Annotated in this window: 20 protein-coding genes, 1 tRNA gene and 1 pseudogene; 14 read left to right on the forward strand and 8 right to left on the reverse strand. The window is 60.6% G+C overall.

All coding sequences use genetic code 11. The features are described from left to right. Positions 1–164: 164 nt before the first annotated feature. From HX817_RS09910 to HX817_RS09925, 4 genes are read left to right on the forward strand one after another with little or no spacing between them, the layout of a single operon-like run. Positions 165–1124 (forward strand): ABC transporter permease, encoded by a 960-nt coding sequence (locus HX817_RS09910; RefSeq protein ID WP_003208950.1) that lies wholly within the window; start codon positions 165–167, stop codon positions 1122–1124. Positions 1125–1127: 3 nt separating this feature from the next. Continuing rightward, entirely contained in the window at positions 1128–1955 is an 828-nt protein-coding gene (locus HX817_RS09915; protein ID WP_177040170.1) for an ABC transporter permease, read from the forward strand. Between the two features lie 2 nt (positions 1956–1957). After that, positions 1958–3577: an ABC transporter ATP-binding protein gene (locus HX817_RS09920; protein WP_177040171.1), complete on the forward strand. Its 1620-nt coding sequence runs from the start codon at positions 1958–1960 to the stop codon at positions 3575–3577. Positions 3578–3586: 9 nt separating this feature from the next. Continuing rightward, entirely contained in the window at positions 3587–4285 is a 699-nt protein-coding gene (locus tag HX817_RS09925) for an NAD(P)H-dependent oxidoreductase (protein ID WP_177020177.1), read from the forward strand. Positions 4286–4410: 125 nt separating this feature from the next. Here HX817_RS09925 and HX817_RS09930 read toward each other — a convergent pair whose 3' ends face one another. Next, the gene (locus tag HX817_RS09930; protein WP_177040172.1) at positions 4411–5487 is read right to left on the reverse strand and encodes a 3-deoxy-7-phosphoheptulonate synthase; all 1077 of its coding nucleotides are present in this window, start codon (positions 5485–5487) and stop codon (positions 4411–4413) included. 618 nt (positions 5488–6105) lie between these two features. Here HX817_RS09930 and HX817_RS09935 point away from each other — a divergent pair. Both HX817_RS09935 and HX817_RS09940 read left to right on the forward strand, forming a co-directional pair. Next, positions 6106–6858: a carbon-nitrogen hydrolase family protein gene (locus tag HX817_RS09935; RefSeq protein ID WP_177040173.1), complete on the forward strand. Its 753-nt coding sequence runs from the start codon at positions 6106–6108 to the stop codon at positions 6856–6858. A gap of 13 nt (positions 6859–6871) precedes the next feature. Then, positions 6872–7306 (forward strand): GNAT family N-acetyltransferase, encoded by a 435-nt coding sequence (locus HX817_RS09940; RefSeq protein WP_008436062.1) that lies wholly within the window; start codon positions 6872–6874, stop codon positions 7304–7306. Positions 7307–7370: 64 nt separating this feature from the next. Here HX817_RS09940 and HX817_RS09945 read toward each other — a convergent pair whose 3' ends face one another. Further along, positions 7371–7610 carry a DNA-binding protein gene (locus HX817_RS09945; RefSeq protein WP_177040174.1) on the reverse strand — a complete coding sequence of 80 codons (240 nt, stop codon included), beginning with the start codon at positions 7608–7610 and terminating at the stop codon, positions 7371–7373. Positions 7611–7692: 82 nt separating this feature from the next. On the opposite strand from HX817_RS09945, the gene HX817_RS09950 reads away from it, so the two are divergent. From HX817_RS09950 to HX817_RS09970, 5 genes are all read left to right on the forward strand, one after another. Continuing rightward, positions 7693–8058 carry a helix-turn-helix domain-containing protein gene (locus HX817_RS09950; protein ID WP_177040175.1) on the forward strand — a complete coding sequence of 122 codons (366 nt, stop codon included), beginning with the start codon at positions 7693–7695 and terminating at the stop codon, positions 8056–8058. Positions 8059–8209: 151 nt separating this feature from the next. After that, a complete protein-coding gene (gene uvrY / locus HX817_RS09955; RefSeq protein ID WP_008436066.1) occupies positions 8210–8851 on the forward strand; it encodes a UvrY/SirA/GacA family response regulator transcription factor in 642 nt (213 codons plus the stop codon). A 1-nt stretch (position 8852) separates the two neighbouring features. Beyond that, on the forward strand, positions 8853–10691 hold the full coding sequence (uvrC, locus tag HX817_RS09960; protein WP_032899474.1) for an excinuclease ABC subunit UvrC: 1839 nt from the start codon (positions 8853–8855) through the stop codon (positions 10689–10691). Positions 10692–10723: 32 nt separating this feature from the next. Further along, positions 10724–11284 (forward strand): CDP-diacylglycerol--glycerol-3-phosphate 3-phosphatidyltransferase, encoded by a 561-nt coding sequence (gene pgsA, locus HX817_RS09965; protein WP_003208929.1) that lies wholly within the window; start codon positions 10724–10726, stop codon positions 11282–11284. A gap of 63 nt (positions 11285–11347) precedes the next feature. Beyond that, positions 11348–11423: transfer RNA gene (locus tag HX817_RS09970), tRNA-Gly, on the forward strand. 296 nt (positions 11424–11719) lie between these two features. Here HX817_RS09970 and HX817_RS09975 read toward each other — a convergent pair. Then, positions 11720–12763, reverse strand: a complete 1044-nt coding sequence (locus tag HX817_RS09975) for an LLM class flavin-dependent oxidoreductase (protein ID WP_102368697.1) — start codon at positions 12761–12763, stop codon at positions 11720–11722. A gap of 344 nt (positions 12764–13107) precedes the next feature. Here HX817_RS09975 and HX817_RS31575 point away from each other — a divergent pair. Then, positions 13108–14040 (forward strand): annotated as a pseudogene (locus tag HX817_RS31575) (cache domain-containing protein); the annotation flags it as partial. 129 nt (positions 14041–14169) lie between these two features. Beyond that, on the forward strand, positions 14170–14898 hold the full coding sequence (locus HX817_RS31580; protein ID WP_371132431.1) for a methyl-accepting chemotaxis protein: 729 nt from the start codon (positions 14170–14172) through the stop codon (positions 14896–14898). Positions 14899–14940: 42 nt separating this feature from the next. On the opposite strand, the gene HX817_RS09985 is transcribed toward HX817_RS31580, so the two are convergent. Continuing rightward, on the reverse strand, positions 14941–15426 hold the full coding sequence (locus HX817_RS09985; protein ID WP_087694309.1) for a flavin reductase family protein: 486 nt from the start codon (positions 15424–15426) through the stop codon (positions 14941–14943). 321 nt (positions 15427–15747) lie between these two features. Here HX817_RS09985 and HX817_RS09990 point away from each other — a divergent pair, with 321 nt between their 5' ends. Then, a complete protein-coding gene (locus tag HX817_RS09990; RefSeq protein ID WP_177040176.1) occupies positions 15748–17154 on the forward strand; it encodes a cytosine permease in 1407 nt (468 codons plus the stop codon). 183 nt (positions 17155–17337) lie between these two features. On the opposite strand, the gene HX817_RS09995 is transcribed toward HX817_RS09990, so the two are convergent. The 4 genes from HX817_RS09995 to HX817_RS10010 are packed head-to-tail and all read right to left on the reverse strand — an operon-like array spanning position 17338 to position 21265. Continuing rightward, on the reverse strand, positions 17338–18492 hold the full coding sequence (locus tag HX817_RS09995; RefSeq protein WP_087694307.1) for an ABC transporter ATP-binding protein: 1155 nt from the start codon (positions 18490–18492) through the stop codon (positions 17338–17340). A gap of 17 nt (positions 18493–18509) precedes the next feature. Continuing rightward, entirely contained in the window at positions 18510–19319 is an 810-nt protein-coding gene (locus HX817_RS10000) for an ABC transporter permease (protein ID WP_087694306.1), read from the reverse strand. Positions 19320–19325: 6 nt separating this feature from the next. After that, positions 19326–20243: an ABC transporter permease gene (locus HX817_RS10005; RefSeq protein ID WP_168197505.1), complete on the reverse strand. Its 918-nt coding sequence runs from the start codon at positions 20241–20243 to the stop codon at positions 19326–19328. Further along, positions 20240–21265 (reverse strand): ABC transporter substrate-binding protein, encoded by a 1026-nt coding sequence (locus tag HX817_RS10010; protein WP_087694314.1) that lies wholly within the window; start codon positions 21263–21265, stop codon positions 20240–20242. The genes HX817_RS10005 and HX817_RS10010 overlap by 4 nt, the downstream gene beginning before the upstream one ends. Positions 21266–21419 lie beyond the last annotated feature (154 nt).

The following is a 21419-nucleotide window of genomic DNA, read 5'->3' on the forward strand; positions in this document are numbered from 1 at the left end:
GATTTCAGATACGCCACAAATCAAATGTGGGAGCGGGCTTGCTCGCGAATGCGGTGGGTCAGTCTCTATCTGTATTGGCTGACACACCGCTTTCGCGAGCAAGCCCGTTCCCACATTGGTCCTGTGTCGCCTTCGAGAACATGCCCAACTCATGAGAACCGAACATGAATAGCCTATTCAAACTGGTACTCCAACGCCTCGCTCTCGGCCTGCTGTCGTTGTTCGCCGTCTCGGTGATCATCTTCCTGGCGGTCGGCATGCTCCCCGGTGATATCGCCCAGGCCATGCTCGGCCAGTCCGCCACGCCGGAAACCGTCGCCGCCTTTCGCGCCCAACTGGGCCTGGACCTGCCGCCCCTGAGCCGGTTCGTGCAATGGCTGCTGCGCCTCCTGCACGGCGACCTCGGCGCTTCCCTGGCCAACCAGCGGCCCATCGCCGAACTGATCGGCGCACGCCTGGGCAACACCTTGCGCCTGGCGGCATTGGCCGCGCTGGTTTCGGTGCCCCTGGCGCTGGTGCTGGGCATGCTCGCCGCGCTGTACCGCAACAGCTGGTTCGACCGCCTGCTCAACACCTCGGCCCTGAGTGCGGTGTCGTTCCCGGAGTTCTTCGTCGCCTACCTGCTGATCCTGGTGTTTTCGGTCAAGCTGGGCTGGTTTCCCAGCCTGTCCAACCTGGCGCCGGATGCCTCATTCGCCACCATTCTCGAACGTTCGGTGTTGCCGGTGGCCACCCTGAGCCTGGTGGTGATCGCGCAGATGATGCGCATGACCCGTGCCTCGCTGATCAACCTGCTGGCCAGCCCGTATATCGAAATGGCCCGGCTCAAGGGCATCAGCCAGTCGCGGATTATCTGGCGCCACGCACTGCCCAATGCCCTGGCGCCCATCGTCAACGTGATCGCGCTCAACCTCGCGTACCTGGTGGTGGGCGTAGTGGTGGTGGAAGTAGTGTTTGTCTACCCGGGCCTCGGCCAGTTGCTGGTGGACTCGGTGTCCAAGCGCGATATCCCGGTGGTGCAGGCGTGCAGCCTGATCTTTGCCGCCACCTACATCCTGCTCAATACCGGCGCCGATGTGCTGTCCATCGCCACCAACCCACGCCTGATGCATCCCAAGGGGTAGACCATGAGCCTTCTCACACAACTGGCCCGGGCGCCATTGAGCGCGAAGTTCGGCCTGCTGGTCATCGTGCTGTACGTGCTGGTGGCGTTATTTGCGCCGGTGCTCGCACCTTACGGGGAAACCCAGGTGGTGGGTGACGGGTTTGCGCCCTGGAGCGGCCAGTTCCTGCTGGGCACCGATAACCTCGGGCGGGACATGTTCAGCCGCCTGGTGTATGGCGCGCGCAACACCCTGGGCATCGCTTTTTTGACCACGGTGCTGTCGTTTTTGCTGGGCGGTTTGAGCGGCTTGATAGCCGCGATCAAGGGCGGCTGGGTCGACCAGGGATTGTCGCGGGTGGTGGATATCCTGATGGCGATCCCGCAGCTGATCTTCGCCTTGCTGATCCTCAGCGTGGTGGGCACCAATGCCACCTCGCTGGTGCTGGTGATTGCACTGCTGGATTCGACCCGGGTGTTTCGCCTGTCCCGGGCCGTGGCGATGACCGTGGTGGTGCAGGACTTCGTCGAAGCCGCACGGCTGCGTGGGGAAGGGCTGTGGTGGCTGGTCACCCGCGAAGTGCTGCCCAATGCCGCCGCGCCATTGATTGCCGAGTTCGGCCTGCGGTTCTGTTTCGTGTTCCTGTTTATCAGCGCGCTGTCGTTCCTTGGCCTGGGCATTCAACCACCCACCGCCGATTGGGGCAGCATGGTCCGCGACAATGCGGTGCTGATTACCTTCGGCGACATCAGCCCGTTGCTGCCGGCCCTGGCGGTGGCGTTGATCACCGTCAGCGTGAATTTTGTCGTCGACTGGATGCTGCATAAATCCAGCGGCCTGAAGGAGTGTTGAGGATGGACAAGCCACTGCTGGAAATCCGCAACCTGCAGATCGAAGGGCATTACGAGGATGCCTGGCATCCGCTGATCAAGGGCATCGACCTGACGTTGCAGCGGGGCGAGGTGCTGGGGTTGATTGGCGAGTCCGGCGCGGGTAAATCAACGTTGGGCCTGGCGGCCATGGGTTTTGCCCGCGATGGTTGTCGCATCACCGGTGGCTCGGTGTGCTTTGACGGCATTCAACTGTTGCAGGCCAAACCCGAAGCCTTGCGCAAGCTTCGAGGACTGCGGATTGCCTACGTAGCGCAAAGCGCTGCCGCGTCGTTCAACCCGGCCCACCGGCTGATTGACCAGCATGTGGAAACCGCCGTGATCAACGGTGGCATCAGCCGCGCCCAGGCTGAACGCGAGGCGGTGGAGTTGTACCGCGTGCTGCGCCTGCCCAATCCGGAAACCATCGGCCAGCGTTATCCGCACCAGGTCTCCGGCGGGCAACTGCAACGGGTAATGACCGCCATGGCGATGGCCTGTCACCCGGACCTGATCATCTTCGACGAGCCCACCACCGCCCTCGACGTCACCACCCAGATCGAAGTGCTGGCGGCGATTCGCGATGCGGTGAAAACCTTCGGCAGTGCCGCGCTGTATATCAGCCATGACCTGGCGGTGGTCGCGCAGATGGCCGACCGCATCATGGTGCTGCGCCACGGCAAGCTGGTGGAGGAGGCCGAGACCCGCGCCATGCTCAGCGCCCCGCAGCAGGACTACACCAAATCCCTGTGGGCGGTGCGCAGCTTTCGCACCGAACCCAAGGCCTGTCCCCAGCAGCAGATGCCGTTGCTGGAAGTGCGTCAGGTGTGCGCCAGCTACGGGCATCAGCCGGTGCTGCATGACGTGTCGATGAGCTTGCATCGCGGCCAGACGTTGGCGGTGATCGGTGAGTCCGGCAGCGGCAAAAGCTCCACCGCACGCCTGATTACCGGGTTGCTGCCGGCTACGGCGGGGCAGGTGCTGTATGACGGTGAAGCGTTGCCGGCGGACTTTCGTCGGCGCAGCAAGGAGCAGTTGCGACGGATCCAGATGATCTACCAGATCCCGGATACCGCGCTGAACCCGCGCCAGCGCATCGTCGACATCATCGGCCGGCCGCTGACCTTCTACCTCGGCCTCAAGGGCAAGGCCATGCGTGCCCGGGTCGCCGAGTTGCTGGAGATGATCGAGCTGGATCCGGCCACCTTCATGGAGCGTCAGCCCCGTGAGCTGTCCGGCGGCCAGAAGCAACGTATCTGCATCGCTCGCGCCCTGGCGGCCGACCCACAATTGATCATCTGCGACGAAGTGACCTCGGCCCTGGATCAGTTAGTGGCCGAGGGCGTGCTGAAACTGCTCAACCGCATTCAGCAGCAGTTGGGCGTGGCCTACCTGTTTATCACCCACGACGTGGCCACGGTGCGCGCCATCGCCGACGAAGTGGTGGTGATGCAGCGGGGCAGGGTGGTGGACCAGGGCAGCCGCAGCGCGATCTTCACCCCGCCGTATCAGGACTACACCGGCTTGCTGTTTTCATCGGAGCCGGAAATGGACCCCGACTGGCTCGACCATTTGCTGGCCGAACGGGCCGCGCTTACTTCTTGAGGAGTTTTTATGAAGGTGTTGATTGTCCACGCCCATCCCGAGCCGCAGTCGTTTACCGCGGCCTTGCGTGACCAGGCCACGGCAACCCTGCAAGCGCAGGGGCATGAGGTGCAGGTCAGTGATTTGTACGCGATGAACTGGAATCCCGTAGCCAGCGCGTCGGACTTCACCTCGCGGGAGAACCCCGACTACCTGGTGTATGCCCTGGAGCAGCGCCTGGGGGTGAAAAGCCAATCCATCGCGGCGGATATCCAGCAGGAGTTGGACAAGCTGCTGTGGGCCGATCTGCTGATCCTCAATTTCCCGATCTTCTGGTTCTCGGCGCCCGCGATGCTCAAGGGCTGGATTGACCGGGTGCTGGTGTCGGGCGTGTGCTACGGCGGCAAGCGGTTTTATGATCAGGGCGGGCTCGCCGGCAAGAAAGCGCTGGTCACGGTGACCCTCGGCGGGCGCGAGCATATGTTTGGCGAGGGTGCGATTCACGGGCCGTTGGAGGACATGCTGCGGCCGATCCTGCGTGGCACGCTGGCGTATGTCGGGTTTGAGGTGCTGGAGCCGTTTGTGGCGTGGCATGTGCCGTATATCAGCGCCGAGGCCCGGCAGACTTTCCTGCACAGTTACCAGCAGCGATTGGAAGGGCTGGCGGATGACCAGCCGTTGGTGTTTCCGAAGTTGGCGCAGTTTGATGAGGCTCTTTATCCACTTTAGTCAAGTGAATGAAGATCCAGTGTGGGAGCGGGCTTGCTCGCGAAAGCGGTGTGCCAGTTGATGCATGTGCTGGCTGAACCACCGCATTCGCGAGCAAGCCCGCTCCCACATTTGGTCTTCATTTGTCAGGCGCGATTGTGTGCCCGCAACCGTTCGGCAGCGCTGCGTAGCAGCTGTTCCGTGCCGTCCCAGCCCAGGCAGCCATCGGTGATCGACACGCCGTATTTCATCGACGGGCTCAATGGCTGGCAGCCTTCGAACAGGTGGCTCTCGATCATCATGCCGATCAGCGAGGTGTCGCCCTGCAGGCGCTGCTCCAGCACGTCGTTGAACACCGCCGGTTGGCGCAGCGGGTCTTTGCCGCTGTTGGCGTGGCTGCAGTCGACCATGATCCGCGGCGCGACTTTGCTCTTGGCAAGGTCGGCGTGAACCTGGGCCACGCTCTGGCGATCGTAGTTCGGCCCACGATGGCCGCCGCGCAACACGAGGTGAGTGTCGGGGTTGCCCGGGGTCTGGATGATCGCCGGATGGCCCTGGCTGTCGACACCGAAGTGACGGTGCGGGTGAGCGGCGGAGCGCATGGCGTCACAGGCGATGGCCACGCCGCCGTCGGTGCCGTTCTTGAAGCCCACGGGCATGCCGAGGCCGCTGGCCATTTCGCGATGAATCTGCGATTCGGTGGTGCGCGCGCCAATGGCAACCCAGCTCAGCAGGTCATCGAAGTAGCCGGCAGCCATCGGTTGCAGCAGCTCGGTGGCGACCGGCAGGCCCAGGCGCAGCATTTCCCGCATCAGTTCCCGGGACAGGGTCAGGCCGGCGGCCATGTCGTCGCTGCCATCCAGGCGTGGGTCGTAGGCCAGGCCTTTCCAGCCGATGGTGGTGCGGGGTTTTTCGACGTAGGCGCGGATCACCAGCAGCATCTGGTCACTGACTTCATGGGCCAGTTTTTTCAGGTTGCGTGCGTATTCCATGGCCGATTCCGGGTCGTGGATCGAGCACGGGCCGACAATCACCAGCAGGCGTGAGTCTTCACCCTGGAGGATGGCGCGCACGGCTTGGCGATGGGCGTGGATCTGTTCGTTGAGGAATGGGCTCAGGGGCAGTTGGTGCTTGAGCTCAAGGGCACTGGGCAAACGCTGGGTCAGCGCTTCATTGGCGCAGGACAGGGTGGAAACAGGCAGAGCGGCGATCGAGGCTTTCATATTCGGGCTTCCTGGGCAAGCGGCGGGCTGTTCCCGCACGCTCTGCCCTACTGGGGTGTTCGACAATTGGCCGTATTGGCTACGTGTGTTGGCTTGCCACCAATAGGTGACCGATCGGAGGCGGCAGGCTGTCCCGAACGGAGCTTGCTAAATCGCCAGGCGGTGGAGGTGTCGTAGCGGTAATAGGTGGCGTAGTTCATGGCGTGAGTCCTTTAAGTGTTCGGTGTGTGGCAACAATAATAAGGGCTGAAAAAACAAAACCCCCGGTCGGGGAGCCGACCGGGGGTTAGATTTCTCTGGTAGGCGACCCCTTGAGTAGTGGGCGCCGATTTCAGGTATCAGGCGCGCCAGTGGCTAAACCAATACCCAAAATAAAAGCTGACCAGTGCGCTCAAACCGCTCACACGGGCAGCCACGACCGAGCGCTGGGCGCTGGCAGCAGGGCAAACCTGAGTGTGGGTGAGTTGCAACATGGTGTGTCTCCAAATGATGGGGGGAGCTTAACTGAGGCGAGCGGGTGGATTCAATCAGTAATTTCTATTGAGGTTGGGTACTTACGGCTATGACGCCAGTGTCGATATGCTGCACCCACCTCACGATGATTGCCTGGATGCGACCATGACTGCCTTGACGATTGCTGCTGCCCAATCCATTTCCGTTGCAGGCGATGTGCCCGGCAATATCGCTCGTCACTTGGCTTTCATGCGCGTGGCGGCGGAGCACGGCGTGCAGTTGCTGGTGTTTCCGGAACTGTTCCTGACCGGCTATGAACCTTCACTGGCCGCCGGGCTGGCGATCGCGCCCGGCGATGAAGCGCTGGCGCCGCTGCGGGAGATGGCCCGTGAGTTGTGCATTACCGCGGTGGTGGGCATGCCGATTCGCCTGGGGGGCGCCAGTGAGGTGTTGATCGGCGCGCTGGTGCTGGGGCCGGATGGCTCGGTGGCGGTCTATACCAAGCAGCATCTGCATCCCGGTGAAGGCGTGGCGTTTGCTGCGGGGCAGGGCGGGGCGGCCCTTGAATGGGGGGACGACCGGATCGCCCTGGCGGTATGCGCGGATTTTTCCCACGCCAGCCACCCTCGACAGGCTGCCGAGGACGGGGCGAACATCTACGCTGCGGGTGTGCTGATCAGCGAAGGCGGCTACGCGCCGGACACCGCCTTGCTACAGGGCTATGCCGCCGAGCACCGGATGCTGGTGCTGATGGCCAACCACGGCGGTCCATCCGGTGGCTGGGCCTGCGCCGGGCGCAGCGCAATCTGGGGCGCCGACGGTGGTTTGATCGCGGCTAGCCCGGGTGTAGGCGATACGCTGGTGATTGCACGACGCGACACCGGCGGCCAGTGGCAGGGAGAACAGGTGGCAATCTAGGGAGTTCAGGCACATGGCGTTTCAACTGCAGGCCGCGACCAGCCAACACCTGGCCTTCGCCCGGACCCTGACCCACCAGGCCATGGGTAATTATTATCGCCAATACGACTTGTCGTGGTCCGATGCCGGTTTCGATACCGCCTGGGCCGGACGAGAAAACTGGCTGATCTGTCGCGATAACGAGGTGCTGGGTTTCATCAGCATCAGTCGTGACCCCAAGGCACTGTATATCCGCGAATTGCACATCCTTGAGGCGTTTCGTCATCAAGGGGCTGGCGGCTGGGTTATCGAGCAGATGGTGTACAAGGCGCGCGCGCAAGGGCTGGGTCTTTTACGGTTGACCGTTTTCAAGACCAACCCGGCGCGAAGGCTCTATCAGCGCAAGGGCCTGGAAATCGTTGGAGCGGAGGATTGCTTCTGGCGCATGGAGCGCAATTGCCGGCCGTGATCGGGTGTGAGTACTGCCAATTTTGGGAAAACAGGCACTTGGTTTTAATAAGCGCATACTGACTTCAAGAAATGACTTCCTGATCTTGCCTTACGGTTTCTTCCTCCGTCGGAATGATCCCGTCTTTCATGCCCAACAGGACCGCCACCTTATGGGCTTCTCCACGTCGTCCCTTTTTGCGCCCAGCGAGCACTTGATAGGTGGTAGCCGGGTCCACGCCATGCTCCCGGGCGAATGCTTGAACAGATTTTCCTTGGTGTTCAAGCCAAGCCTTGGCTTGTGCAGCCGTGCGAATTCCGGGCATAGTTCAAAACCGTTCAAGTTTGTTTAACAAAGAGATGAGAGTGTCACCTCTTGGGGTGTGCCAAATAGGATCATACATCCAAATGAGTGGAATCGGTTCGCGGTTACGGCAAGAAAGAGAGCGACTTGGCCTGTCGCAGAAAACTTTTGGTGAAATAGGAGGCGTGGAAGCCAACGCGCAAGGCAAATATGAAAGTGGTGGTCGGGCGCCCAAGGCGGACTATCTGTCACGGGTAGCTGAAAGAGGTGTCGATATCCTGTACGTGCTGACGGGCACGTCTACTCCTATTCAATTGGATAACCTTAGCCAGCTGGAGGAAAAAGTCCTGGGCAATTACCGGGCAATGTTAAAGGAAGATCAAGATGCAATCCGGCGGTTGACCACTACGCTGGCCGAGCATTCAGCTTCATTGAATGGAAAAACAAAGCTCCCCCTCCAGGAATCCTGACCTTTTTCTCAGGAAATTCGGCCGCCTACCGCCCGGTAGACGGCCATTGTTCATTGAAACTCTATATATATGACGCTTGCGGCTAGGTCTGCGCCGTGGTTTTTTGCTAAGGTGTTCAGCAACCTATAAGACCATATCGCGAGGTGTCTGCTTGATTAGGGTGCTAGTAGTCGATGACCATGATCTCGTTCGTACAGGCATTACACGAATGCTGGCTGACATCGATGGCCTGCAAGTAGTCGGCCAGGCCGAGTCAGGGGAGGAATCCCTGATCAAGGCCCGGGAGTTGAAGCCCGATGTGGTTTTGATGGACGTCAAGATGCCCGGGATCGGCGGTCTTGGCGCCACTACGAAGTTGTTGCGCAGCCATCCGGATATTAAAGTCGTGGTAGTGACCGTGTGTGAGGAAGATCCTTTTCCTACACGGCTGCTACAAGCGGGCGCGGCTGGCTATCTGACAAAAGGCGCGGGATTGGCGGAAATGGTCCAGGCCATTCGCCTGGTATTTGCCGGCCAACGCTACATCAGCCCGCAGATTGCCCAGCAGCTGGCGATCAAGTCGTTCCAGCCCACCAGCGACTCGCCGTTCGATGCGCTGTCGGAGCGCGAAATCCAGATCGCCCTGATGATTGTCGGCTGTCAGAAAGTCCAGTCGATCTCCGACAAGCTGTGCCTGTCGCCGAAAACCGTGAACACCTACCGTTATCGGATTTTCGAAAAGCTTTCCATCAGCAGTGATGTTGAATTGACCCTGCTGGCGGTACGCCACGGCATGGTAGACGCCAGCGCCTGAAATGACAGCTCCTGAAATAAAGGTCCAATTCGATCCGAGTGCGTTCCTTGCAACCTGCAGTGGCCGTCCCGGCGTGTATCGCATGTTCGACAGCGAAGCGCGCCTGCTCTACGTTGGTAAAGCCAAGAACCTGAAGAGCCGCCTGGCGAGTTACTTCCGCAAGACCGGCCTGGCAACGAAGACGGCGGCACTGGTGGCGCGTATCGCCCAGGTGGAAACCACCATCACCGCCAATGAAACCGAGGCGCTGCTGCTTGAGCAGACGCTGATCAAGGAATGGCGGCCGCCCTACAACATCCTGCTGCGTGACGATAAGTCCTACCCGTACGTGTTTCTCTCGGACGGCGACTTCCCACGCCTGAGCATCCATCGCGGTGCCAAGAAGCAGAAGGGCAAGTACTTCGGGCCTTACCCCAGCGCCGGCGCCATTCGCGAAAGCCTGAGTCTGCTGCAAAAGGCATTTTTCGTTCGCCAGTGCGAAGACAGTTTCTACAAGAACCGCAACCGTCCGTGCCTGCAGTACCAGATCAAACGCTGCAAGGCGCCATGCGTAGGCCTGGTTGAGCCGGCGGAATACGCTGAGGACGTGCGCCATTCGGTAATGTTCCTAGAAGGCCGCAGCAATGCCCTGGCCGATGAACTGTCCGGCGCCATGGAGCAAGCGGCCAGCACCCTGGATTTCGAGCGCGCCGCCGAACTGCGCGACCAGATCTCCCTGCTGCGCCGCGTGCAGGACCAGCAGAGCATGGAGGGCGGCACCGGTGACGTCGACGTCATCGCCGCCTTCGTCAACCCGGGCGGTGCTTGTGTGCACCTGATCAGCGTGCGCGGCGGCCGGGTGCTGGGCAGCAAGAACTTCTTCCCCCAGACCGGTATAGAAGAGGAGGTCGCCGAAGTCATGGCGGCGTTCCTTGGCCAGTACTACGTCAGCAGCCCCGAGCGCGACCTGCCGAGCGAGCTGATCGTCAACGTGGTGCATGAGGACTTCCCGGCGCTGATCGAAGCGATTCACGAATTGCGCGGCCGCGAGCTGGACATCAGCCACCGCGTACGCGGCACCCGGGCCCGCTGGCAGCAACTGGCCGTGACCAATGCCGAACAGGCCCTGGGCGCACGTCTGGCCAACCGCCAGCACGTCGCCGCACGGTTTGACGCTTTGGCCGAAGTCCTCAACCTTGACGAGCCGCCCCAGCGCCTCGAGTGCTACGACATCAGCCATTCCAGCGGCGAAGCCACCGTGGCCTCCTGCGTGGTGTTCGGGCCTGAAGGACCGATCAAGTCCGACTACCGGCGCTACAACATCGAAGGCGTTACTCCGGGCGATGACTATGCCGCCATGCACCAGGCCCTGACCCGCCGCTTCAGCAAACTGAAGGACGGCGAGGGCAAGCTGCCGGACATCCTGTTGGTGGACGGTGGCAAGGGTCAGCTATCCATGGCCCGCGACGTGCTCAATGAACTGGCGGTGCCCGACCTGATCCTGCTCGGCGTGGCCAAGGGGGCCACCCGCAAGGCCGGTTTTGAAACCTTGTACTTGAATGATGCCGCCCATGAGTTCACTTTGAAGGGCGACTCCCCGGCTCTGCATCTTATCCAGCAGATCCGCGACGAAGCCCACCGTTTCGCCATCACCGGCCACCGCGCCCGACGTGGCAAGACCCGGCGTACCTCAACCCTGGAAGGGGTGGCGGGGGTCGGGCCAACGCGGCGGCGGGACTTGTTAAAACATTTTGGTGGCTTGCAGGAGCTGTCCCGTGCCAGCATCGAAGAAATAGCCAAAGCTCCCGGTATCAGTAAAAAGCTCGCAGAGTTGATTTATGCAAATCTGCACAGCGAGTAGAATGCCTTCTCACCTCGTAGCCAGTTGTGCCGATGAATATCCCTAATCTGATCACCGTACTACGCGTCCTGCTCATTCCGATTTTCATTTTGCTGTTTTACCTGCCGTACGAATGGAGTTACATGGCATCCAGTTCGGTCTTCGCCTTCGCGGCTGCCACCGACTGGCTGGACGGCTACCTGGCTCGCCGCCTGGAGCAGAGCACGCCGTTTGGCGCGTTCCTGGACCCGGTGGCCGACAAACTGATGGTAGCGGTCGCCCTGGTGCTGCTGGTGCAGGAACATGGCAACCTCTGGCTGACCTTGCCGGCGGCCGTGATCATCGGTCGCGAGATCGTCGTCTCGGCCCTGCGGGAATGGATGGCCGAAATCGGCGCCCGTGCTCACGTGGCCGTGTCCAACATGGGCAAATGGAAAACCGCGGCGCAGATGCTTGCCCTGGTGATCCTGCTGGCCAACCCGTCGGATTTCTCCTTCTGGGTATTGCTGGGCTACGCCTTGCTGCTGATCGCCGCGGGGCTGACCTTGTGGTCCATGCTGCAATATTTGCGCGCCGCCTGGCCGCATCTGCGCACCGAGGTTGAAAAGAAATAAAACTTTTTTGAATCAAGGGGTTGACGGGTGATGAGGATTCTATAGAATGCGCATCACCAAGACGCGGGAATAGCTCAGTTGGTAGAGCACGACCTTGCCAAGGTCGGGGTCGCGAGTTCGAGTCTCGTTTCCCGCTCCAAACACAAAAAAAAGCCACTCAATAGAGTGGCTTTTTTTTGCCTGGGATTTAAGGAAAAGACGCTTCGGCGTCTTTTTTCGTTTCTACGCAAAACTACTGAAATCCGTCTCCAGCCACTTTTTTTAGTACATTTTTGAGTACATGGAATACGGGCAGTGGGCACAGCGGTTTTTGGGCGGAGCACCCCGGTCCGGCATCGTATACATCTCCTCGACCCGAAGCACTTGCCGCATTCCCGCCACCCGAAACAACAACGCCGGCAAGTGCCGGCGCTGTGTGCGGTTCAGGCATTACCCTCAGCGAAATGCCGGCACCACGTGCTTGATAAACAGCTCAAGGGATTTTTTCTTCTCCGCGTGGGGCAAGCTGTTATCACACCAGAAGCTGAACTCGTCCACACCCAGCTCCTGGTAGTACTGGATGCGCGGGATGATTTCTTCAGGCGTGCCAATCATTGCGGTCTTGTGCAGGCTTTCCAGTTCAAACTCCGGACGCCCGGCGAATTTTTCTTCCGGGCTCGGGTCAAGGAAGCCGTTGACCGGCACGGTCTTGTTGCCGAACCAGGCATCAAAGGTGCGATAGAATCGGGCGATTGCCTTGGCCCCGACTTTCCAGCCGTCAGGGTCGTCTACCGCGTGCACGTGGGTGTGACGCAACACCATCAGTTGTGGGCGTGGCACATCCGGGTTGTTGTCCAGGGCAGCCTGGAATTTATTTTTCAGGTCGAGGACTTCTTCGTCGCCCTTCATCAACGGCGTGACCATCACGTTGCAGCCATTAGCTACCGCAAAGTTATGCGAGTCCGGGTCGCGTGCGGCAATCCACATCGGCGGGTTGGGCTGCTGGATCGGCTTGGGCACGCTGGTGGAGGTGGGGAACTTCCAGATGTCGCCGTCATGGGCATAGTCGCCTTTCCACAACGCACGTACCACCGGCACCATCTCGCGCAGCGCCTGGCCGCCGGATGAGGCGGGCATGCCGCCGGCCATGCGGTCGAACTCCACCTGGTAGGCACCACGGGCCAGGCCGACTTCCATGCGTCCGTTACTGATCACGTCGAGCAGCGCGCATTCGCCTGCCACCCGCAGTGGGTGCCAGAACGGCGCGATGATGGTACCGGCGCCCAGGTGAATGGTGGTGGTTTTGGCCGCGAGGTAAGCCAGCAGCGGCATCGGGCTGGGCGAGATGGTGTATTCCATGGCGTGGTGTTCGCCAATCCAGACGGTGCTGAAACCACCGGCTTCCGCCATCAGGGTCAGTTCGGTCAAGTCTTCGAACAACTGGCGATGGCTGACACTTTCATCCCAGCGTTCCATGTGCACGAACAGGGAAAATTTCATGACGCTTACCTCGGATCTATTGTGATCGGCCTGTCGACTGCGGGCCCTTAGGTGCTCTCGCCAATGTGAAGCTTGCCAGTGATGAAGGCTATTCGGCGGATTGATTGTTGGTATACCATAATACGGAATATCTGCAAAACTTTTCTCTCCAGCGGTCGCACATTCACTTCACAAGGAAGGCGAGCTAGATGAACATAAAACAAAAATTGATCCTGGCCTTTGCGGTGATCGCCAGCCTGCCAGTCATTCTGGTGGCAGTGATGATCATCCTCAACGTGCGCCATGAGGCACGGGACGGCTTTATCGACGGCAGCGAACGCGAGATTCGCCAGGTCGACAATGCCATGCAATTGTTTTTTGAAGGTATCAGTCAGAACGTCGCCTACCTGGCGGCGCATCCGCAGTTGCAAAGTATCAACGGCGATGTGAAACGCTATCTGGCCAGCGACGCCGCCCAAGTCGCACTCGGTGAGCGCGATCAGCAGTTGTTCAAGCTGTTCGAGGGCCTGGCCAAGAGTCATTCGGCCTACACCTACCTGTCACTGGGTACTGAAGATGGCGGCTATGTATTCTGGCCGGGTGACCCGAAGCTGGCGAGCTACGACCCGCGCACCCGGCCCTGGTACAAGACGGCCATGGCGCAACCGGGCAAGACCCTGCGCACCGAGGCGTATTACTGGGCCGCCGATGACGTGGTGCTGGTCAGTACGGTGCGAAGCTTCAATGACCGCCAGGGCAACGCGAGCGGGGTGGTGAACATCGATGTTTCCCTCAAGCAACTGACCGACCTGGTCAAACAGATCAAGCTGGGTGACAGCGGCTACCTGATGTTGATGGAAGCCAATAACACCGTGTTGGTGGACCCGAATGACCCGTCTCACAACTTCAAGAAACTTAGTGAGTTGGGCGAGGGTTACCGGCAGTTGAGCGAGGCTGGGCAGGGCCTGGTGCAGGTCGAGTTGGCAGGCGAGCGCTACATGGCGTTTGTCTGGCCGTCCAGGGCATTGGGCTGGCGGTTTGTCGGGGTGGTGCGGGAAAGTGAAGTGATGGCCGGCGCGGCGCGCCTGACCTGGCTGATCGCGGCGATCGCCCTGGTGTGTGCCGTGTTGTTTGCAGTGGTGGGCGCCTGGTTTGCCGGGCTGATCGTCAAGCCGATTCGTGGTGTGGCCAGCGGCCTGGAAGGCATCGCCCAGGGCGAAGGAGATCTGACGGCGCGCCTGCCGGTAAAAGGGCGAGACGAGACGGCACAACTGGCCGGCTGGTTCAACCAGTTCCTCGAAGCGATCCGCACGCTGATCCAGCGCATCGGCCAGGCGGCCGGGCAGATCCACAGCAGTTCGGGGAGTGCCATGGAGGTCTCGGTGGAAATGGCTGAGGTCGCCTCACGCCAACGGGAGGCCGTGGACATGGTGTCCACCGCGTTTCATGAGATGGTCGCCACCTCCAATGAAGTCGCGCGCTCCTGCAGCCAGGCCGCCGACTCTGCCGACAACGGACAGCGCCAGGCGCACACCGGCCAGCAGCAGATCGACGCAGCAGTGAGCAGCGTAGGGCGCCTGAGTGAGGAAATCGGCCACTCCGCCCAGTCCATGGAGCAACTGGAAAAAGACAGCAACGACATCCAGTCGATACTCGGCACCATCCGCTCCATCGCCGAACAGACCAACCTGCTGGCGCTGAACGCTGCCATCGAAGCCGCCCGAGCCGGTGAACAGGGGCGTGGTTTTGCCGTGGTGGCAGACGAAGTGCGGGCCCTGGCCAAGCGTACGTCGGACTCCACCGGCGAGATCGACGGGCTGCTGGGCAACCTCGCCCGGCGTACCCATCAGATGGGTAAACAAATGCATGCCAGCCTGGAGGTGTCCCAGGAAACGGTGGTGTCGATCAACGACGCACGGGCCAGTTTTGGGTTGATTCGCGAGTCGGTGGACGTGATCCGCGACATGAATACGCAAATCGCAACGGCTGCCGAAGAGCAGCACCAGGTGGCTGAAGACATCAATCGGCACATCAGCCAGATTCACGGGGATGCACAGTTGGTGGCGAGCCTGGCTGATTCCACGCGCCAGGATGCGCAGCAATTGACGACGTTGTCTCAGACGTTGAATCAGTTGGTCAGCCGCTTCCGCACCTGACCGGTGGGCGCCCGGGCTGCCGGGCGCCTGCAACGGTAACGATCAGGCAATGGCGGGCAGGGCGCCCATCTTGCCGTGGCAATACACCAGTGGCCCGGCGTTCTGCCGGGGCACGATCAGGTTCTTCACCGCACCGACCATGATTGCATGGTCACCGCCTTCATACTCACGCCACAACTCGCACTCGATCACCGCCGTGGCATTGGCGAGGATCGGGTTGCCCAGTTCACTCAACGTCCATTCGATGCCCTGCGCCTTGTCTTTGCCCTTGCGCGCAAAAGCATAGGCTTCGCTTTGCTGCCCACCGGACAGCACATGAATGGCAAAGCGCTGGTTCTTGATCAGCACCGGATAGGAGTCGGAACTGTAGTTGGGGCAGAACAGCACCAGGGCCGGCTCCATGGACAACGAGCTGAACGCACTGGCGGTAAGTCCGACTATCTGCCCGTCATCATCGAGCGTGGTGATCACGGTGACTCCGGACGGAAACGAACCCATCACTTGTTTGTAGATGGCGGCATCGATCATGGGACGGTCCTCGTAGGGTGAAGCGGATTTTATAGATTTGTAGGTCTGATGGTATACCGTAATACAATCTAATCAAGGGCTTTTTCAGGCGGCCGATGAACGTTGACCTTTGGTCTTATAGCCAATGAATACGGGGGTTAGCCCGCTGAATGAAGAGGGGCCGTGTGGCACAATAGCGGATCAGATGCGTGCCAGGACTACGGATCAGTCTTGTGAAAATGTTGGAATACCATAATATGGTGTTCGTATGGGGGTGGCCAGAGAGCTCCCCCGGTTTGGCGTCAAACAACTATAAGATCAGACAAACGCGAGTTCATTTCCATGCCCCAGATGTCCCGGCAAGATCCCCTGATCGAGAATCACACGGTCGATTACGTCCCCCTCGCGGAGCGCCATGGAAAGGCCCGCGACCTGTTCACCCTATGGTTCAGCACTAACATTGCACCGCTGCCCATCGTCACCGGCGCTATGGTGACTCAGGTGTTCCATCTCAACCTGGTGTGGGGGCTGCTGGCGATTGCCCTCGGGCACATGCTCGGCGGTATTGTCATTGCCCTCGCGTCGGCCCAGGGCCCGCGCATGGGCATCCCGCAGATGGTGCAGAGCCGGGGTCAGTTCGGGCGCTACGGAGCGCTGCTGATCGTTTTCTTCGCGGCCCTGATCTACATTGGCTTTTTCATCTCCAACATTGTGCTGGCGGGCAAGTCCATCGTCGGCATCGTGCCGTCGGTACCGGTGCCGGCCAGCATCCTGATCGGCGCGCTCAGCGCCACGGCCATTGGCGTGATCGGCTATCGCTTTATCCATACCCTGAACCGCATCGGCACCTGGGTGATGGGCAGCGCATTGCTGGCGGGTTTCCTCTACATTTTTTCCCACGACCTGCCGGCAGACTTCCTCACCCGTGGCGGCTTCAATCCGGCCGGCTGGCTGGCGACGGTATCGTTGGGAGTGATCTGGCAGATCAGCTTCTCCCCCTATACCAGCGATTATTCGCGCTACCTGCCGGCTGATATCGGCATCACCCGACCCTTTGTCGCCACCTACCTGGGGGCCACTCTCGGCACCATTTTGTCGTTCTCCTTTGGCTTGGTCGCCGCCCTGGCGACACCCGAAGGCACTGAGGCGATGGTCGCGGTCAAGCAAGCCACCGGCTGGCTGGGGTCGATCCTGATGGTGCTGTTTCTGCTCAATATCATCAGCCACAACGCCCTGAATCTGTATGGTGCGGTGCTGTCGATCATCACCTCGATCCAGACCTTCGCCAGCCAGTGGACACCCGGCATCAAAGTGCGTGTGGTGCTGTCCAGCGTGGTGCTGGCCGGATGCTGCGTGGTGGCATTGGGCGCGTCGGCGGACTTCATCTCGCAATTTATCGGCCTGATCCTTGCGCTGCTATTGGTGCTGGTGCCGTGGGCGTCGATCAACCTGATCGATTTCTACATCATCAAGCGTGGCGCCTATGACATTGCGTCGATCTTTCAGGCGGACGGCGGGGTTTACGGACGCTTTAACCTGCATGCGATCGTGGCGTATTTCATCGGCATCGTCGTGCAACTGCCGTTTGCCAATACGTCGCTGTACGTGGGGCCATGGGCCAATCTGGTAGAGGGCGCAGACCTGTCGTGGCTGGTGGGGTTGGTGGTGACGTGTCCGCTGTATTACTGCCTGGCGACGCGCGAGCATAGCCGGAAGATGAGGACGGTAAAGTTGGGCTATACCGACTGATCATCGAATGAACTGAAATGCCCGGCCAATGCCGGGCATTTTTTTATCTGCAGTTAAGGCCTGCCGATGCAGCCGTATCCTTGTAGCAAGCTGGCTTGATGATCAATGACATCCGGCCAGGTCCAATGTTAGCAGGCAAAAAAAGGCCGCCACAACCCGACGTTGTGGCGGCCCAAGGGTGACTCAATGGGCGCCGGCGGCCTTGTTCAGATCGCTTTCAGCCCATGCGGTATAGACGCAAGCATCCGCCGTGGCCCAGCGCACGCGCACCGGGTCGCCGGCCTTGAGTGGCATGCCCGCAGCAGACAACGCCTTGACTGTCATCGAGGTGCCGCCAAGGGTTTTCACGGTGCAGGTCTGGCTTTCGCCGAGGAACAGCACCTCGCCTACAATCGCTGACACCTCATTCCAACCCGCCGCCAATGCCTGCTCGGTAGCTTGCTCGACACTCAGCGCCAAGGCTTTTTCCGGGCGTACCATCAACAGCACCTCCTGCTCGGTTTGCAAGCCGCTGGTCAGGCGGATCGACAGCGATTGGCCTTCAAACGATGCCACCGCATTCCCCTGCGCCTTGAGCTTGAGGAAGTTGGAGTTACCGAGGAACGAGGCTACAAACGCATTTGGCGGGTTCTGGTACAGGTCGTAGCCACTGCCCAGGCCGACAATCTTGCCGTGGCTGAAAATCGCGATGCGCTGGGACAGGCGCATGGCTTCTTCCTGGTCGTGGGTTACGTAGACGATGGTGATGCCCAGGCGCCGATGTAATTGGCGCAGTTCGTCCTGCAGGTCTTCACGCAGTTTTTTGTCGAGGGCGCCGAGGGGTTCGTCCATCAGCAGGATGCGCGGCTCGTACACCAGCGCCCGCGCGATGGCGACGCGTTGCTGCTGGCCGCCGGAGAGTTGCGAAGGGCGGCGATGGGCAAATTGCTCAAGCTGCACCAGCTTGAGCATGGCGTCGACGCGCTTCTCGCGCTCGGCGCTGGCCAGTTTGCGAATCGCCAGGGGGAAGGCGATGTTGTCGCGCACCGACAAATGCGGGAACAGCGAGTAACGTTGGAACACCATGCCGATGTCGCGTTTGTGCGGCGGCACATTGACCAGGGATTGGCCGCTCACCAGGATCTCGCCGCTGCTTGGCGTTTCAAAGCCTGCGAGCATCGACAGGGTGGTGCTTTTGCCAGAGCCGCTGGAGCCGAGGAAGGTCAGGAATTCGCCGTCCTTGATGTCCAGCGAGATGTTATCCACGGCGGCAAATTCACCGTAGTACTTGTTCAGGTTGCGCAAGCTGACCAGGGGTTGGCCATGGTTTTGCGCGGTATCTTGGATCACTGCACTCATGTCTTGCTCCTGGGCGCTCAAGCGCGGGTTTCTGTGCGCCGGCGAAGGGCGGCGGCGATGACCATGACGAGCACCGAGAGGCCGATCAGCAACGTCGAGGCGACGGCAATCACAGGCGTCAGGTCCTGGCGCAGGGTGGTCCACATTTTTACGGGAAGGGTTTGCAGGGTCGGGCTGGCCATCATCACGCTGAGCACCACTTCGTCCCATGAGACGAGAAAGGCGAACAACGCGCCGGCCACCATTCCCGGGCGAATCGCCGGGAATGTCACCTTGAATACGGCCTGCAGGCGCGATGCACCGCAGATCACCGCCGCATCTTCAATCGATTGGTCGAACAGCTTGAGCGAGTTGATGATCGAGATAATGGTGAACGGCAGCGCGACAATCACATGGCTCACTACAAAGGCGAACATCGTGCCGGTATAGCCGAGCTTGAGGAACAGTGCGTACACCGCCACCGCGATGATCACCAACGGCACGATCATCGGCAGGGTGAACAGGCCGTAGAGCAACTCGCGGCCAGGAAATCGCCCACGCACCAGGGCAAATGCGGTGGGCAGGCCCAGCGCCACGGCGAACACGGTGGTCAGTACCGCAACCTTGAGGCTCGCTACCGCCGCGTTCATCCAGTCGGCATTGGAGAAGAACTGGCCGTACCATTTCAGCGTCCAGCCCGGTGGCGGGAACACCAGCCATTGGGACGAGCCGAACGACAGCAACACGATGAACACGATCGGCAACAGCAAGAACAGGCCAATCATGCCGGTGGTGGTGTAGAGGCCCAGGCGCATCCTGCGGCTCATGGCATTGGAAGTCAGGAGCATGACGGCTTACCTCGCGTTGCTGGCGCCAACCGGGGATTCCGGCTGAAGCTTCAGGTAGAAGTAGAACAGCACCAGCGTGATAAAGATCAGCAATGCGGCGCCGGCACTCGCCAGGCCCCAGTTGAGGAACGACTGCACCTGCTGGATGATGAACTCAGGCAGCATCATGTTCTGCGCGCCGCCGAGCAGCGCCGGGGTGACGTAGTAACCGAGGGACATCACAAACACCATCAAGCCGCCGGAAAACAACCCCGGTCGGCACAGCGGCAGGAACACCCGGAAGAAGTTGGTCCAAGGGCTGGCACCGCAGATGGAGCCGGCCTGCAGGATCATCGGGTCGATGGCCTGCATGGTTGCCTGCAATGGCAGCACAATGAACGGGATCATGATGTAGCTCATACCGATCACCACGCCGGTCAGGTTGTGCACCATCTCCAGCGGCTGGTCGATGATGCCCATCGCCATCAGTGCCTTGTTGATCACCCCGGAGGCTTGCAGCAATACCAGCCATGAATAGGTGCGGGCGAGCAGGCTGGTCCACATCGACAGCAGCACGATGTTCAGGATCCAGCGCCCCCAGCCGCGTGGTACCAGGGTAATCACCCAGGCCAGCGGGAAGCCCAGCAACAGGCTGAACAGGGTCACCAGGCCGGCCACCGAAAAGGTATTGAGCAGTACCCGGGCGTATGCCGAGTTAGCGAACAGTTGCTCATAGTTGCCAAGGCCCGGTACGGGCTCCAGCACGCCGCGCAGCAACAGGCCGATCAGCGGCGCGAGGAAGAACAGGCCGAGGAACAGCAGCGCCGGGATCAGGTTGCTCGACCCCCGCCAGCGCTGCGCCAGGGATGGCGCACCTGGTTTGCAGGAAACTGCGCCAGCAACGCCGAGGGCGCTCCCGGTCGGCGTGGTTGCCGTCATTTTCATTTGACTAGCCATTCATTCCACCGTGTCGCAATGGCCGGACCGTTCTTGGCCCAGTAGGCGAAATCGAGGGTGATCTGGTCCTTGGCATACGCCGTCGGCAGGTTGGGCGCCAGCACTGAGTCCAGGCGCTGCACACTGTCGATGTTCACCGGTGCATAAGCGGTCAGGTTAGAGAAGTCGGCCTGGCCCTTGGCGCTGCTGGCACTGGCCAGGAACTTCATCGCCGCGCCTTTGTTTTTGCTGCCTTTAGGCACGACCAGGATGTCCGCCATCACCAGATTCTGTTTCCAGCTTACGCCTACGGGTGCGCCATCTTCCTGCAGGGCATGAATGCGGCCGTTCCAGAACTGACCCATGCTGACTTCGCCCGAGGCCAGCAGTTGCTGGGACTGTGCGCCGCCGCCCCACCAGACGATGTCTTTCTTGATGGTGTCGAGTTTCTTGAAGGCGCGGTCCAGGTCCAGGGGGTAGAGCTTGTCGGCTGGAACGCCGTCAGCCAGCAGCGCCAGTTCGAGCACGCCAGGGCTTGGCCATTTGTAGAGGGCACGTTTGCCGGGGTAGGTTTTGGTGTCGAACAGCGCGGCCCAGTCCTGTGGCTTGCCAGCGCCGAGCTTGCCCTCGTTGTAGCCGAGTACGAAGGAGAAGAAAAACGAGCCGACGCCATGGTCGGAGACAAACCGCGGGTCGATCTTGTCGCGCTGGATCACCGAAAAATCCAGGGGTTCGAGCAGCCCTTCAGCGGCGGCGCGCAAGGCGAAGTCAGCCTCCACGTCTACCACGTCCCACTGCACGTTGCCGCTCTCGACCATGGCCTTGAGCTTGCCATAGTCGGTGGGACCGTCCTGCACCACAGTGATCCCGCTGGCCTTGCTGAAAGGATCGGCCCACGCCTGCTTTTGCGCATCCTGGGTGCTACCGCCCCAGCTCACGAAATTGACGCTTTCGGCCGCCAGGGCCGCGTGAGTGGCCGTGGCCAGCAAACCCGCGAACAGCATCGCGGTTGCACGTTTGTTCAACACCATTTTCACGCCCTCATTTGTTTTGTTATTGAGCGGGCCTGGTAATGCCCGCCTATCGGGAGCAGTAGGTCTCTCGAAGCCTCTATTGCGAAGCCTCAAAAGTCGACCGTACCAAGGCTTGTTACTGGCGCTATCCCTGGCATGCGCACTTGGCAAA

Source organism: Pseudomonas sp. C6002 (genome assembly GCF_013385805.1).
GTDB lineage: Bacteria > Pseudomonadota > Gammaproteobacteria > Pseudomonadales > Pseudomonadaceae > Aquipseudomonas.

Coding starts and splice junctions, on each gene's coding strand:
- HX817_RS09915 (WP_177040170.1), top strand. CDS start 1,128: ATGAGCCTTCTCACACAACTGGCCCGGGCGCCATTGAGCGCGAAGTTC.
- HX817_RS09930 (WP_177040172.1), bottom strand. CDS start 5,487: ATGAAAGCCTCGATCGCCGCTCTGCCTGTTTCCACCCTGTCCTGCGCC.
- HX817_RS09995 (WP_087694307.1), bottom strand. CDS start 18,492: ATGAGTGCAGTGATCCAAGATACCGCGCAAAACCATGGCCAACCCCTG.
- HX817_RS10005 (WP_168197505.1), bottom strand. CDS start 20,243: ATGAAAATGACGGCAACCACGCCGACCGGGAGCGCCCTCGGCGTTGCT.
- HX817_RS10000 (WP_087694306.1), bottom strand. CDS start 19,319: ATGCTCCTGACTTCCAATGCCATGAGCCGCAGGATGCGCCTGGGCCTC.
- pgsA (WP_003208929.1), top strand. CDS start 10,724: ATGAATATCCCTAATCTGATCACCGTACTACGCGTCCTGCTCATTCCG.
- HX817_RS09990 (WP_177040176.1), top strand. CDS start 15,748: ATGCCCCAGATGTCCCGGCAAGATCCCCTGATCGAGAATCACACGGTC.
- HX817_RS09940 (WP_008436062.1), top strand. CDS start 6,872: ATGGCGTTTCAACTGCAGGCCGCGACCAGCCAACACCTGGCCTTCGCC.
- HX817_RS09975 (WP_102368697.1), bottom strand. CDS start 12,763: ATGAAATTTTCCCTGTTCGTGCACATGGAACGCTGGGATGAAAGTGTC.
- HX817_RS09950 (WP_177040175.1), top strand. CDS start 7,693: ATGAGTGGAATCGGTTCGCGGTTACGGCAAGAAAGAGAGCGACTTGGC.
- HX817_RS09925 (WP_177020177.1), top strand. CDS start 3,587: ATGAAGGTGTTGATTGTCCACGCCCATCCCGAGCCGCAGTCGTTTACC.
- HX817_RS31580 (WP_371132431.1), top strand. CDS start 14,170: ATGGTGTCCACCGCGTTTCATGAGATGGTCGCCACCTCCAATGAAGTC.
- uvrC (WP_032899474.1), top strand. CDS start 8,853: ATGACAGCTCCTGAAATAAAGGTCCAATTCGATCCGAGTGCGTTCCTT.
- HX817_RS09910 (WP_003208950.1), top strand. CDS start 165: ATGAATAGCCTATTCAAACTGGTACTCCAACGCCTCGCTCTCGGCCTG.
- HX817_RS09920 (WP_177040171.1), top strand. CDS start 1,958: ATGGACAAGCCACTGCTGGAAATCCGCAACCTGCAGATCGAAGGGCAT.
- HX817_RS09945 (WP_177040174.1), bottom strand. CDS start 7,610: ATGCCCGGAATTCGCACGGCTGCACAAGCCAAGGCTTGGCTTGAACAC.
- HX817_RS09935 (WP_177040173.1), top strand. CDS start 6,106: ATGACTGCCTTGACGATTGCTGCTGCCCAATCCATTTCCGTTGCAGGC.
- HX817_RS09985 (WP_087694309.1), bottom strand. CDS start 15,426: ATGATCGATGCCGCCATCTACAAACAAGTGATGGGTTCGTTTCCGTCC.
- HX817_RS10010 (WP_087694314.1), bottom strand. CDS start 21,265: ATGGTGTTGAACAAACGTGCAACCGCGATGCTGTTCGCGGGTTTGCTG.